At 69.9% G+C, this 13,568-nt stretch carries 9 protein-coding genes; 2 read left to right on the plus strand and 7 right to left on the minus strand.

Features of this window, described 5'->3' with window-relative positions:
* Positions 1 to 440 precede the first annotated feature (440 nt).
* The 4 genes from AB0I15_RS49035 to AB0I15_RS49050 all read right to left on the minus strand — a co-directional run bounded on the left by AB0I15_RS49035 (position 441) and on the right by AB0I15_RS49050 (position 6,678).
* Positions 441 to 2,399, minus strand: coding sequence for an endo-1,3-alpha-glucanase family glycosylhydrolase (locus AB0I15_RS49035; protein ID WP_358113047.1), 1,959 nt, complete (start codon positions 2,397 to 2,399; stop codon positions 441 to 443).
* A gap of 144 nt (positions 2,400 to 2,543) precedes the next feature.
* Positions 2,544 to 4,190, minus strand: a complete 1,647-nt coding sequence (locus tag AB0I15_RS49040) for a thiamine pyrophosphate-binding protein (RefSeq protein ID WP_358113049.1) — start codon at positions 4,188 to 4,190, stop codon at positions 2,544 to 2,546.
* 58 nt (positions 4,191 to 4,248) lie between these two features.
* A complete protein-coding gene (locus AB0I15_RS49045) occupies positions 4,249 to 5,349 on the minus strand; it encodes an alpha/beta hydrolase-fold protein (RefSeq protein WP_358113051.1) in 1,101 nt (366 codons plus the stop codon).
* 126 nt (positions 5,350 to 5,475) lie between these two features.
* The gene (locus tag AB0I15_RS49050) at positions 5,476 to 6,678 is read right to left on the minus strand and encodes an MFS transporter (protein ID WP_358113053.1); all 1,203 of its coding nucleotides are present in this window, start codon (positions 6,676 to 6,678) and stop codon (positions 5,476 to 5,478) included.
* Between the two features lie 286 nt (positions 6,679 to 6,964).
* Here AB0I15_RS49050 and AB0I15_RS49055 point away from each other — a divergent pair, with 286 nt between their 5' ends.
* Both AB0I15_RS49055 and AB0I15_RS49060 read left to right on the plus strand, forming a co-directional pair.
* Positions 6,965 to 8,083, plus strand: coding sequence for an extracellular solute-binding protein (locus tag AB0I15_RS49055; RefSeq protein ID WP_358113055.1), 1,119 nt, complete (start codon positions 6,965 to 6,967; stop codon positions 8,081 to 8,083).
* A 116-nt stretch (positions 8,084 to 8,199) separates the two neighbouring features.
* The gene (locus AB0I15_RS49060; protein ID WP_358113057.1) at positions 8,200 to 9,192 is read left to right on the plus strand and encodes a LysR family transcriptional regulator; all 993 of its coding nucleotides are present in this window, start codon (positions 8,200 to 8,202) and stop codon (positions 9,190 to 9,192) included.
* Positions 9,193 to 9,202: 10 nt separating this feature from the next.
* On the opposite strand, the gene AB0I15_RS49065 is transcribed toward AB0I15_RS49060, so the two are convergent.
* Genes AB0I15_RS49065 through AB0I15_RS49075 form a run of 3 tightly spaced genes read right to left on the minus strand, consistent with a single transcriptional unit; the run spans position 9,203 to position 13,560 of the window.
* Positions 9,203 to 10,408, minus strand: coding sequence for an ABC transporter ATP-binding protein (locus tag AB0I15_RS49065; RefSeq protein WP_358113059.1), 1,206 nt, complete (start codon positions 10,406 to 10,408; stop codon positions 9,203 to 9,205).
* 28 nt (positions 10,409 to 10,436) lie between these two features.
* Complete coding sequence (locus tag AB0I15_RS49070; protein WP_358113061.1) at positions 10,437 to 12,131, minus strand: iron ABC transporter permease; 1,695 nt, start codon at positions 12,129 to 12,131, stop codon at positions 10,437 to 10,439.
* Positions 12,132 to 12,165: 34 nt separating this feature from the next.
* Positions 12,166 to 13,560, minus strand: a complete 1,395-nt coding sequence (locus tag AB0I15_RS49075) for a CapA family protein (protein ID WP_358113063.1) — start codon at positions 13,558 to 13,560, stop codon at positions 12,166 to 12,168.
* Positions 13,561 to 13,568: the final 8 nt, after the last annotated feature.

Consider the following 13,568-nt stretch of genomic DNA (forward strand, 5'->3'; position numbering starts at 1 on the left):
GTGACGTCATCGAGGCGTCATGACCCGCCGTCCCGGCCGGGAGAACGACGGTACGGGGCCGTTACCAGCGCGGACACGGCCAGGTCTCGGCGGTTGCCGGAGGCGTCGTCGGGCAGGCCGGGACTCGCCGCCGACCCCTCCCGGCGGGACGGTGACCAGCGCCGCTCCCGTCAGGCGAGCAGGAGCGCGTTCGCCGGGGTGATTCGCCGAGGCCGAGGGCGGCGACGGCCGCCTGGCGGATGGTCGCCGGCACGCCGACCAGGGCGAACGCCTGCGTCAGCGGATGGCTCAGAACCCCGCGCACGGCCGGAGTCGGAAGGATGGGAGGGTCGGATTCGTCCTCCGGCGCGAGCTTCGCGCCCTGTGAGGCTCAGCCGAGGGGAGTCCGGACGAGCGCGGAGCCAGACCCCCGACCGGTCCGGGGATCTGGCGTCCCGTGGTCAGCGCGCGCTGGAGGCCGCGCGATAGTGCAGGTCCTGTACGTACGGCGCCGCGGTGATCGCGTACGGCGAGACGACCTTGGCGACCGTGGCGGAACCCCTGGTCACCGTGGCCGAGGCGGTGCCCGCCTGCAGCGGGAGCGTCTTGGCCGACACTCCGGCGGGCGCGTCATAGGTCTGCGTCGTGCCGCCGACCGTGACGGACACCTTGCCCGCCGCGGTCAGCATGGTCAGCACCTCGACCGTGTCGCGGGCCGCCGTGCTGCCACCGCGCAGCTTCATGAGCTTGGTCTGCGCGTACGACGGCGCCGCCGCGACCGGCTGGATCCTGTGGGTCAGGTACGCCACGTCCTTGGTGACCTTCGGGCAGCCGAGCTTGTAGCAGGTCAGGTAGTAGGCGTTGATGTCCAGATAGGTCCACCCCGCGTTCCTGGAGGGGGCGAACTGGGTGTTCTCCGAGTAGTCGTTCCAGGTGGTGAGCTGGACCCAGTCGGCCTTGCCGTCGATCGCACCCTTCCACGAGGCCCGGAGGTTCTCGGTGTTGCCGGCCTCGTCGAAGATGCCCTGGTTCGGACGCTCGTCCTGGACCGACACCGGCTGCATCCAGATCTTGTCCATGCCGTGGGCGCGGTCGATGTTGGTGCCCAGGCCGGCGTTGCCCGCCGGGTTGCGGTTGCCCCAGTTCGAGAAGCCGTAGCTGATCGAGGCGAAGGCGTCACGGTGCTTGTTGAAGTCGAGGAAGCAGGGCACCAGGGCCACCTTGATCCCGTGCTCCGTCTCCATGGTCTTCATCCAGTCGGACCACCAGGCGGCGGTCCGGCCTTCGGCCTTGAACGGCGCCACGACCAGGCGGTTGTCGGCGAGGCGATAGACCGACTTCGAGGCGGCGAGCTTGGCCATGGCCGTGGCCAGTGCGGCGCCGTCCACCGAGGCCAGTCCGTTGGTGTCCGGCATGAGCACGATCTTGAAGCCGGGGTCGACGGCTTCGGCGGCCTTGATGAGGTTCTGCACCCGGGTCCAGTGCGCGCTGGTCACCGACAGGATGTCGACGGTGAAGCCGTCCAGCCCTGCGGCGATGGCCTGCTTCACCTCGGTCTTGAAGTCCGCCACCGCGTAGTCGCCGGTGAGCGGGCCACGTCCCAGCGGCCGGTCGCGGAGCAGGCCGCCGTACGCGGCGTGCTTGCCGCTCTCGCCTTCCGGCTTGAGGTAGTTCCTGGCGTAGTAATCGTTTTCCGGTGCCTGGTTGTCGAGCGAGAGCGGGTAGGGGGTGAAGTAGTGCGCGAAGACCTTCTTGCCCGAGGCCCGCAGCGCCGCCGTACCGGCGAGGGTGAAGGGCAGCGGCCCGTCGGTCTGCTCGTCCTCCCCGCTCCCCTCGGTGTAGGTGACGGTGAGCTTCGGCCCGCGGTTCCCGGTCTCACGCGAGGACATCAGGACGGTCGTCGTGGCGGACGTCCCCGTGAGGGCGAACGCGTAAGTGCCGTCACCCTCGACGGCGGACGAGACGTCCAGTTTGGCCGTCGCGCCGGTCGTGAAGCCCGTGTGCGAGGCGATGACGCTCTCGCCGACGGCCGGCCGGGTGTTCCAGGTCGTGGCGGCCTCGGTCCACGAGCCCGTCACCTGGCGGGCGGAGACGGTGGTGTCGGTCGTCCTGGCGGAGACGACGTCGAGGGTGACCTTGACGTCCTCGGCGTCCTCCGGGATGCCGGTGACCTTGAAGCGGGCCAGGGCGATGCGCTGCCCCGCGGTGGCGCTGCCGCAGCCGGCGCCGCAGACGCTCACCCAGGTCGCGGCGGCGAAGCTCTTGGCGGGTTCGGCCTGGCTGATGAACACGTCCTCCGCGGCGGCGAAGGTCACGCTGACCGGTGCCGCGGCGGACGCCGGTAAGGGCGCGACGACAGCGGTGCCCAGCGTGGCGAGGCCCGCCACCGTTGCCAGGAGCGCCCGATATCGGTTGATCATGAAACTCCCTTGACTCTCGATACGGCTCCGCCGAAGCGGAGCCGCCTTGCGTGGCCAAGGATGGAACAGATCAAGCCTCTGTTCCGACCATTCCGGATAAATGATCATATTTGGAACGTTGCCAGTTTTCCGGGACACGCGGTGTCATGTCGCCTTCCGCGCGGATGGCAGCCGCATGTGCCGGCTGAGCACCGACCGTGCCGTACGTACGTCGACCAGCGCGAGGCCGGACCCCAGCGCCGCCTCGGCGATCGCATGGGCGTTCACCCCGCTGATCGTCGAGGCGCGGGCGCCGAGCGCGCTCCCGAGCGCGGCCAGATCGGGAGGCGGCACGATGGCCGCGCCGGCGTCGCCGCCTTCCAGGTTGAGTCGCTGATACTCGGTGCCCAGAGCCTGGTCGTTGAGGACGAACACGGTCAGATCCGCTCCGGCCCGCGCCGCCGTGTCGAGCTCCGCCGCGTGCATCATGAACGCGGCGTCCCCTTCGAAGACCACGGTCTTGCGCCCGGGAGCGCCGAGTGCCACGCCGATCGCCGTCGTGAGCGCCTGCCCGATGGACCCGAAACCCTGCGCGGCGAAGAACCGGCCCTTCGCTGGCGCGGTGACGAACGCGGCGGCGAAGCCCGAGCAGTGCCCGTTGCTGATGACCACGTTCGCGTCTTCGGGGATGTGCTCGTCGATCTCCGCCAGCGCCCGCCGGGGATCGACCGTGCCGTCCGGGATCGGCGGGGCGAAGTCGCGCAGGTCCCCACGCCAGCAGTCGGCGGACGGGCCGACCGGTGTGAACCACGGCTGCCGGCCGGCCGCGGAGCGCGTCAGGGAGACCACCTGCTCCAGGGTTCCGGCCGCGTCGCCGTGCAGGGTCTCGGTCTTCCCGGCGCCGGCGGACTCGCTGACGACTCTCACGACGTGGGCCTCGGCGAACAGACGCGCCGATTGCGTGGTGCTGCGGCCCATGGTGGCGCCGATCGCCACGACCAGGTCGGCGCGACCCAGGACGCGCTCGGCCGCGGGATGCGCCAGCCCTCCGGCGATCCCCAGGTCGAGACGGTGGCCGTCGAACAGCCCCTTGGCGGGCAGCGTCGTCGCCAGACCGGCGCCGAAGCGGTCGGCCAGCGTCCGCAGCAGGCCGGGGGACACACCGTCCACGGCGCCGCGCCCCGCGATCAGCACGGGACGCGCCGATGCGGCGAGAAGGCGGGCCAGCCGTCCGGCGGCGGCCACGTCGTCGCCGCGCGGGGGCGGCGCGTGGGTGCGGCAGGGCGCGACGCTCTGCTCGTCCACGGGGGAGGTCAGGAGGTCGGCGGCGACGCCGAGCACGACGGGCCTCGACTCGGCCCGCGCGCGGGCGATCGCGTCGCCGAAGGCCGCGGCCGGGCTCTCACCTGGCGTCATCCGCCGGTAGACCGCCTCGCACGAGGCGGCGAAGGAGGCCTGGTCGAAGGTCTGGGCTCCCTGATAGCCCGCGGGCGTCTCCGCCGCGACGAGGACGAGTGGCGACCGGTTGCGGGCGGCCACGAGCAACGAGGTCGCCACGTGGCTGAGCCCGGGACCGTGCGTCACCGAGCAGATCCCGGTACGTCCCGACGACCACCCGTATCCCTCGGCCATGGCCACCGCCGCGCTCTCGTGCCGGACCTCGACCACATCCACCCCGCGGCGCCGGAGCGCGATGAACAGGTGCATGTTGCCGTCGCCCATGAGGCCGAAGACATGGGTGCACCCGGTTTCCGCGACGGCCTCGGCGAACGCCTGCGCGTGGGTGGGAGTGATGCCGCCGGGCGCGCTCAAATCGCATGCCTCCTGAATCCGTGGCTGCCCATGAAGAATCTCCTTGAAATGCACGAGGTCACCTACCGGCCGCCCGCGACAAATGCTCCGAGAAGAACGGGAGCACTTTCGTCTCGATTCGCTCGGGAATTCGGTTGGTGTGATTGCCGCGGTAGATTTCGAAGGTGTGCGGAACGCCGTAGTCGCTCAGAATGCGATCGAACTCGGTGAGATTCGCCGCGATGTTCGTGTCCTGGTCGCCGACGTCGAAGGCGATGTCCTGCCTCCTCAGGTTGCCGACGTACTGGTCGACCATGGCCAGCGGCCGGTTGGCGGTCATCCGGGCCAGGACCGACGCCTGGGGCTCGCCGTTCCTGAAGGGCGAGTCGTAGTAGAGCGGCGGGTTCTTGGGGTTGGGCGCCCACGACGCCGCCGCGGCGACCGCGCTCCTGATGCTCGCGGGGATCTGGCTGTAGTGCTCGGGCGGCGCCTTGAGCGCCTCGAACGCGGCGATCTCCTCCGGGGTGTCCGGGATGTTGCTGGTGGGCGAGATGCAGCACGAACTCAGCACGTAGAGCGCCGAGAAGACGTCGGGGTGCTTCATGCCGATTCTCAACGCACCGTAGCCGCCCATGGAGTGACCTGCCAGTCCGCGGGCCTCGGGGCGGCGGATCGTGCGGAAGTGCGCGTCGACGTACGACACCAGTTCCCGCGCGACGAAGGTCTCCCAGTCGCCGGTGGTCGCCCCGCTGGAGTAGTTGCCGCCCCCATAGACGGTCATCGCGTTCGGCGTGACGATGATCATCTCTTTCGAGGCGCCGGCCCGGATCGCCCGATCGGCGAGGGTCGGGATGTGCGTCCCCGCCCCTGGCCCGAAGTAGCTCAGATCCGTCTCCGTGAACCCGTGCAGCATGTAGAGGACTGGGTAGCTCCGGCCCGACCGGTAACCGGGAGGCAGGTAGATCGAGACGTCGCGGTCGGGTGAGTCGCCCTCGAGGTTTCTCTCCAGTGATTTCGCGTGCACCTGGACGCGTACGACGGTGCCGGTCGCGCTCTGCTCCGGCCGGGCCGGGGGTGTGCTCCGTTCGGCCGCCGCGCGCTGCTGGGGAATGCCCACGGAAATGGCGGCGAGAACACCGGCCAGCACTATTCTGCCGCCCCGCGTCCTGCGATTGGTCATGCTGCCTCCTGGTGCCGGGCATTTCACTATGTGCCTTGTTCGCCGGTGTCTCCATAGGGAAGTCGATACGGCCGGATAATTCAATGCGTCAAAGAGAAGGATTCGTGATCGACCGATAAGGCGCGGTCACCGGGGCAGATGCCGGCGGACCTGGGCCGGCAGGACGGCGGCGCCGGCCCCGGCGAGGACGGCGAGCGCGACGCAGGCCACCGGCAGCGAGAACGCCCCGGTCAGCGCCGCCACCGCGAGCGGGGCGACGGAGGGCCCGAGATCGGTCGTCAGCCGCCACGAGCTGAGGAACGGCGCGGGCGAGCGCGGGTCGGCCAGATCCGACCCCATGGTGGCGACGACACCGCTGCTCCACCCGTTGGCCACCGCCATCACCAGCGTGCTGGACAGGTGCCACCAGGGCCCGCCGGGCAGGTGTGCCGCGAGCGCGAGACCGAGGTGCGACAGCCCGAACGCGATGAGAGCCGGCACCGCGACCGCCAGCCGCCCCCAGCGGTCGGTCACCACCCCGCCCAGGTAGAACAGCGAGAAGTCGATCCCCGACGCGACCCCCACGATGAGCGCGATCGTCACGTCGTCGAAGCCGGCGGCGGCGCCCACGAGGGGCACGAGTATCCGCCGGGTGCCGCGCAGCGTGCTGATGACGGAGATGGTCAGGCCGAGCGTCAGCAGGACGTCGCGGCGCTCCCACATCGTGCGGAACACCCGCGGATCCGCTCCGGCTCCGGCGTCGTCCCGCGCTCCGGCCGGAAAGGGGGTCAGCGCCACGACGACGGCCAGGATGCCGGACGCCCCCACGACGGTCAGGAAGCCGCCGCGTACGTCGCCGGTGAGATGCAGGGCGGCGGCCGCGAGGAACGGCCCGGCGAACATGCCCAGCCGCGTGGACCCGGCGAGGACGGAGAGCGACCGGCCACGGACCTCGACCGGGACGGCCACGGTGACCCACGCGTGGCGGGCCATGGCGAAGACGGCGACCCCGCCCCCGATCAGCAGCGCGGCGGCGGTCAGGACCACCAGGGACGGGGCGAGGTAGGCCCCGAGCCCGCCGAGCATCGTGGCCGCCGTCGACGCGAGCATGACCGGCCGCTCCCCGAACCTGGCTACCAGCCACCCGGCGGGCAGCGCCATCGCCAGTTGACCGACGGTCGTCATGGCGGCGACCACGGCCCCCATGGCGGTGGACCCCGTCAGCGACATGGCGGCCAGCGGGAGGACGGGAATCACCGCGCCCTGCCCGCAGCCGTGCAGGACGTTCGGGATCAGGACGGTCGGCACCAGGTCGCGCCACGGCACCTTCGGTCGCGGGGTGGTCGTCAAGCCGGCCCCGCAACGGGCGGCCACGCGTGACGACGATCGCTGGGCACATCCATGGAACTCCTCAACGGCATCCGGCGTAGGCTCGACGGTACGAGAGATTGTTGACAATGTGAAGAACAATTTTGGCGATCGTCTACGCGGACGGACCGATAAGCCCAGCCTTATCGGTCGAGTAGTAAGTCAACGCTTTTGGGGTCTGACGTCCGGTTCTAGTGTTTCTGGCAAGTTACGCGGAGGCCATCTCGTGCTCAGTGAGGAATGCATCCGAATGTGGAAGCCGATAACCATGAGGCTCAGAACGGTACTCGTCGGATCCGTGGCCGTGAGCTCCCTGCTGCTCGCGGGATGCGGGAGCGCCGGCGATGGGGCGGACGTCGCGAACCTGCCCAACAGCGCCGCCGCCGCGGGCGGCCTTGACGCCCTGGTGCAGAAGGCCAAGGAGGAGGGCGAGCTCAGCCTGTACGCGGCCACCACGGAGAAGTCCACCACCGCCTGGGCCAAGCATTTCGAGCAGAAGTACGGGATCCCCGTCAAGCTCTACCGGGACGGCAGCACCACCCTCTTCCAGAAATGGGCGCAGGAGGTGGGCGGTGGTGTCGACAACGCCGACATCGTCATCCAGAACGTCTACCAGCTCTGGCAGGACGCCAAGACCAAGGGCTGGATCACCGGCTACAAGAGCGCCAACTACGACGGCTACGACTTCGAGAAGGTCCTGCCCGGCACCGGCCTGGCGGGGGTCGTCTACCCTCTGCACCAGAGCATCGGCGCGGTGGCGTGGAACACCAAGGTGACCACGCCCGCCCAGCAGGAGCTGCTGCGCAAGGATCCGGTGGCCGCGCTGACGGACCCCTCGTTCAAGGGCCAGATCGCCCTCGGCGACACCGGCGGCGCGACCACCGGCGGAAACTACGCCAACGTCATCCTCCACCAGGCGGACAGGTACGGCTGGAAGTGGCTGGAAGGCGTCGCGGCCAACGACCCGGCGCTCTTCGAAAGCCAGATCCCCATCGCCGAGCAGCTCGTGAAGGGCGAGTACGCCCTGACCTTCGGCACCGACACGCTGTACAACGACTACATCGCCAAGGGAGCCCCCATCGAGTACAAGTACCCGGACCCGACGAACGCCGCCCTCTGGATGATCGGGCTCCCGACCCGCACCCCGCACCCGTACGCAGCCCGTCTCTTCCTGGAATGGGCCACCTCCGACGAGGGCCACGACCTCATGGCCACCCTCGGCTCGGGCCTCGGCACCCGCACCGGATGGGCCGACGAACGCGCGATCGCCAGGCAACCGTGGTACGCCGACCCCGTCATCTGGTACGGCATGGCCGCCGCGCCCGAGCTCCAGGGAAAGGGCTTCGCCGACTTCGTGAGCAAGGTGAACGCCACCCTCGGCAAATGACGGATCCCACGGGCGGCCGGACGGCCGCCGGTCCACCGGCAACGCGTGGACCGGCGGCCGTCTTCGGCGTGCCGGAGCCCACGCGACCTCCCCACCTCGACGAATAGGATGCGACGATGACGCCCCCAAGCAGCGATTGGCGGCACACCAGCCGCCAGAGGCTCATCGCGGGCCTGACGTTCGACCAGCTCTACACCTTCCAGACACTGGCCCGCGCCGGCTCGTTCCGGGCCGCCGCCGCCGAGCTGATGCTCACCCAGCCGGCCGTCTCGCAGCGCATCCGCCACCTGGAACACCTGCTGGGCTGCACCCTGTTCGAGCGCCGGCAGGGCGCGCGGTCGGAGGTGACGGCGGCCGGCCGGGAGCTGATGAGCTTCGCGGAGGACATGCTCGGGCGCGCCGATCAGTTCCACCACCGGCTCGAGCAGATGAAGGACCTCCCCGAGAACTCCACGCTCACGGTGGTCAGCGACTCCGACCACATCAAGCATCTGCTGGTCGAAGCCGTGATGGCCATGAAGGAGGCGGCGCCGTCCATCCGCGTGATCATCAAGCACGAGCCGTCGCGGCAGGCGTGCACGCGAACCCTGTCCGAGGGCCAGGCCGACCTGGGCATCTGCCGCTATCCGGCGCCCAGCGAGTTCCCGAGTCTCGGGATGATCGAGGAGCGGATGTATCTGTACGCCCGCCCGGACGACCCGATCCACCTGCTGGCGGAGGGCGACCGGATCGGCCACCTCGGGCAGGCGGACTTCGCGACCTTCGCCGAGGGGATGCGCAGCCGCCAGCTCGTGGAACGCTGGGCGGAGAAGGTCGGCGCGTCGCTGCGGATCGTCCTGGAGTCCCGTGGCCTGGAGGCGATGCGCACCTACGTCACCCGAGGGCTGGCCCTGGCGATCCTGCCGGAGTTCTGCGTGGGGGAGGACCTGCGCGGCGGACAGCTCCGAGCCGTCGAGGCGCCGGGCCTTCCCCTGCTCAGGCGTGCCGTCATCCTGACCCCACCTGACCGGGAGGTCGCCCCCGCGACCCATGCGTTCCTCGGCATGCTGCCGGTCAAGCTCGGCGCGTCACTGACCGCCGCGCCGCCCTCGGTGCCGGTGACCGCCTGACCAGCGGGTCTCAGCTTCCGAGCACCGTGGTCGGCTCGCCGGCGGCGTCCTCATGCGCGGAAGGGGCCGGGTCGCCGGCGTCCTCCCGGTGGAACCAGGTCAGGTTCTCCGGGGTGACGAGCAGGGTCTGCTCGGCGCCGATCTCCGGCGGCCGGGACGTCGGCCCGGTGACCGCCTGCACGCGTAGCCGGTGCCGGCCGGCCTCGTACGTGCGCTCGAAGTGATCGCCGAGGAACTCGCTCGAGACGAGCCGGGCCCTGAACGTGTTCCCGCCGGACGAGGCGGTGCCCGTCTCCTCCGGCACGCGTACCCACTCGGGGCGGAAGACGACGGAGATCGCGTCACCCTTCGCGGGGCAGTCGGCCGCCGTGGCGCGGGCGATGTCGAGCACCGTCCCCGGCCCGAGACCGGTGACCTCCACCGTGAAGGCGTGGGCGCCGACGTCGGCCACCGTGCCGGGCACGACGTTGGCCTCGCCGACGAACGTCGCGACGAACGCGTTCTCCGGCCGGTGGTAGAGCGCCCACGGGTCGCCGACCTGCTGGATGACGCCCTGGTTCATGACCACCACGCGGTCGGACATGGACAGCGCCTCGGACTGGTCGTGCGTCACGTAGAGCACGGTGATCCCGGTCCTGCGCTGGATCTGCCGAATCTCGTCGCGCATCCTGGCCCGGAGCTGGGCGTCCAGGTTGCTCAGCGGCTCGTCCATGAGCACCAGGCTCGGTTCCGTGGCCAGCGCGCGGGCCAGGGCGACGCGTTGCTGCTGCCCGCCGCTGAGGTCGGTCGCGTGCCTGCCGGCGAACTCTCCGAGGCCGACCAGGTCCAGCATCTGCTGGGCCTTGGTGCGGGCCTGGGCCCTGGGCATCTTCTTCGCCTTGAGGCCGTACATGACGTTCTCGAGCGTCGTCATGTGCGGCCACACGGCATAGGACTGGAAGACCATGTTGATGTCCCGCTTGTGCGGCGGGATGTTGACGGCGGGGGAGTAGAGCCGCGCACCGCCCAGGGTGATCTCCCCGGACTGCGGGACGTGCAGCCCGGCGACGCAGCGCAGCGTCGTTGTCTTCCCGCAGCCGCTGGGGCCCAGGAGGGTGACGAACTCGGAGCGGCCGATCTCCAGATTGACGTCGGAGACCGCCCGCGCGCGGCCGTAGCCGGCGAAGAGCCCCTTGACCACCAGGCCGTCGTCCACTGATCCGTTCACCTCGTTCATGTCTTTCTTGCGGTGTCGTCCGCGCCCATCAGACGCGGTTGTGCAGGTTGCCGGGGCGGAGCACGGCCCGCATGATGACGATCCACGCGATCATGAGGACGGTCTCGATCAGGCCGACCACGGCGGCCGCCGGCAGCGAGGCCTGCTGGGCGTAGTTGAAGGACAGGATGGACAGCAGCATGGTGTCGGGGGTGTAGAGCAGGATCGCGGTGTTGATCTCGCGGACCGTGAACAGGAAGACCATGATGACGGCGGCCGCTATCGACGGCCGCATCAGCGGCAGCAGCACGGTGGACACCATCCGGGCCCGGCTCGCCCCGCACATCCGCGAGGCCTCCTCCAGGGACTTGTCGATCTGGGCGAAGCCGTTGCCCGTGACGCGGGTGGCGTGCGGCAGGTACGACGCCACGTACGCGACCACCATGACCGCCAGCGTGCCGTAGAGCGGCGTGCCCAGGTACAGGGCGAACACGCCGGTGGCGAAGACGATCCCCGGGACGGCCAGGGGCGCCATCGCGACGGAGTTCAGCAGCCCCGAACCCCGGTGCCGCACCCGCTCCGTCACGTACGACGTCAGCGTCCCCACCGCGACGGCCGCGAGGGCCGTCGCCACGGAGACCACCACCGTGTTGACCAGCGCGCCCTTCAATTCGGGCGTCGACAGGACCCCCATGAAGACCTCGGTGGTGAACCGGATCTCGTCCAGACTGCTCGACGTGCTGAAGGCGCGCAGGCTCAGAGCGGCGTACGGCAGGATCGTGGTCACGAGGGCGTAGACGACGAGCAGGAGGATCACCGCGTACCTGCTCCCGCCCAGGTGGATCCTCTTCCTGTTCTGGGACTTGCCGGTGACGGTGACGAACTTCGACGACTGCCGCAGGCCGCGCTGGTACAGCCACAGGCCGACCACGCTGAGCAGCACCAGCATCGTGCCCAGGGCGGCCGCGAGGGCGTAGTCGCTCGGATAGCCGTTGGTGGCCCGGTAGACCGTCACGGCCAGGGGCCGGAAGCTCATCTTCGCGCCCAGCAGCGCGGGCACCGAGAACATCCCGGTCGCGCTCACGGTGACGAACATGACCGACGACAGCATCGCGTGCCGGACGGCCGGCAAGGAGATGCGCAGCGCCGTCTGCAGGGTGCCGCGCCCGTTCATGTGCGAGGCCTCCTCCAGGCTCGCGTCCATGTTCTGCAAGCTGCCCGACACCAGCAGGTAGCCGTACGGCACGTAGTGGAGCGCCAGGATGACGATCAGCCACTCGAACGTCATGACGTTGATCGAGGCCCAGGCCGGCAGGCCGAGGTCACGCGCGAGCTGGTTCAGCAGCCCGGTACGCGGCGCCCCCAGCTCCAGGAACGCCAGAGCGCCGATGAACGGCGACAGGAACAGCGGCGCGATCACGACGAGCTCGAACAACCGCCGCATCGGCACGTCCGTGCGCGCCAGGATCCAGGCCAGCGCGGCGCCCAGAGCCGTGGCCAGGACCCCGCAGGCCAGCGACATCCCCATGGTCTCGGCCAGGACCCGCCAGATCTGGGGCGAGCCGTACGAGTTCGCCAGCGCCTCCAGCGTGAAGGTGGCCAGCGGGTCGCGGGGATTCTCCGAGATCGCGCCGATCAGCACCAGCGCGGTCGGCAGGAACACCAGAAAGGTGAGGAGCAGGATGACGAGGACGATGAGCGCCCGATTGCCCCGCGGACCTCTTCCGGGCGACGTGCGCCTCATCCGCAAAACCTCCAGATCCGTGATCGAGCGATGGTCAGCCGTCAAGCCGCAGTCTGCCGACCCCTCCATCGATCTCGATCGCCGTATCGTACTCAGCCGAAAGGTGCCGGTATCGCTCCAGGACGCGGGCGCCGTTGACCTGGTCCGCGGCGAGGGGCCGGCCCTCGGTCAGCGGATGTCGCGCCGACTTGCCGGTCTGGCGAGTGATCTTCGCCTCCTTGGACACCTCCCGGCCGAGCTCGACCGGGTGGAGCGTGACGCCGGTGAGTCTGCCGCCGGTGAAGCCGACCTTGATGACGGCCGAGCTCCACCACGTCTCGGAGGGGCCGTCGAGCCCCGGGTGCAGCGGGTGGAGGTCGGGGGTGAGGGTGGGCAGCGCGTCGACGTCGTGCCCCCAGGTCTCGTAGCTGTCGAACGGGACGTGCTCGAGGAACTCCGACTGGGCGAAGAAGTTGCCCAGGCCGTAGAAGATGGGCTTGCCGCGGTAGATCTCGATGCCGAGGGTCCGGTGCCAGCCGTGGCCGACGAAGACGTCGGCTCCCGCCTCGATGGCGCGGTGGGCGAACTCGCGGACGAACCGGGGCGGCCGGTCGCCGCGCGGGCCGTCGGCGATGTTGAAATGATGGGCGACCATGACCAGGTCGGCCATGGCGGCGGCCGAACGGATCGACCGCAGGTTGTCCTCCAGATCGCCCCGGTGGCACTCCGAGACGATCTCGTACGTCTCGCCCTCGCGGAAGACCATCTCACCCGCCGCCGACTGCCCGCCCGGCAGGTTGTACTGGAACTCCTCCTCGGTCAGGACCCGGCCGGTCTTGCCCGGCCCGCAGTCCTCGCTGGTCCGCAGGATGTTCAGCCGGTCCGCCGCCGACCTCAGGTGCCGCGCCGCCTCCGCCGGCACCGTGTAGGTCATCGTGACCCGCAGCGGGTTGATGCCCGGTCGGCCGGCCATGGTCTCCTTGGGCCGTCCGGCCCATTCGTGGGGGCGGTTGCCGGAGCTGGTGGCGATCAGCGCCATCCGTCCTTGGGGGGTCTCGACGTACACGGGGGCACGTGCGTCGTCGAGGTCCTGGCCGGTGCCGGCGCAGGCCAGCCCGGCGGCCCGGCAGGTCTCCAGCGTGGCGAGCAGGCCGCGCTCACCGAAGTCGAGGCTGTGGTTGTTCGCCGTGGACATCACGTCCACGCCGAGCCAGCGCAGATCCCGTGCGATTCGGGGGTCGGCCAACATGTAACTGCCGAACCAGTCTCCGCGGCCCGGATGGACTTTCGAGAATTCGGCGAAGTTCATCTCCAGATGCGCGTACGCGACGTCCGAGCCTTTGAACAGGTCGCGTACCTCCTGGAATTCCTTCTCCGCATGCATGGAGAACGGCCTGGTCACCATGCACTCTCCGGCGATCGCAACCGACCAGTCGGCGTTGTCGGACATGCAGCCTG

Source organism: Nonomuraea sp. NPDC050643, assembly GCF_040654715.1.
In the GTDB taxonomy this organism is placed as follows: domain Bacteria; phylum Actinomycetota; class Actinomycetes; order Streptosporangiales; family Streptosporangiaceae; genus Nonomuraea.

What these genes read in the sequence shown, in the direction of transcription:
- AB0I15_RS49035 (WP_358113047.1), bottom strand. Translation starts at nt 2,399, where the DNA reads ATGATCAACCGATATCGGGCGCTCCTGGCAACGGTGGCGGGCCTCGCC.
- AB0I15_RS49045 (WP_358113051.1), bottom strand. Translation starts at nt 5,349, where the DNA reads ATGACCAATCGCAGGACGCGGGGCGGCAGAATAGTGCTGGCCGGTGTT.
- AB0I15_RS49055 (WP_358113055.1), top strand. Translation starts at nt 6,965, where the DNA reads ATGAGGCTCAGAACGGTACTCGTCGGATCCGTGGCCGTGAGCTCCCTG.
- AB0I15_RS49060 (WP_358113057.1), top strand. Translation starts at nt 8,200, where the DNA reads ATGACGCCCCCAAGCAGCGATTGGCGGCACACCAGCCGCCAGAGGCTC.
- AB0I15_RS49065 (WP_358113059.1), bottom strand. Translation starts at nt 10,408, where the DNA reads ATGAACGAGGTGAACGGATCAGTGGACGACGGCCTGGTGGTCAAGGGG.
- AB0I15_RS49070 (WP_358113061.1), bottom strand. Translation starts at nt 12,131, where the DNA reads ATGAGGCGCACGTCGCCCGGAAGAGGTCCGCGGGGCAATCGGGCGCTC.
- AB0I15_RS49075 (WP_358113063.1), bottom strand. Translation starts at nt 13,560, where the DNA reads ATGTCCGACAACGCCGACTGGTCGGTTGCGATCGCCGGAGAGTGCATG.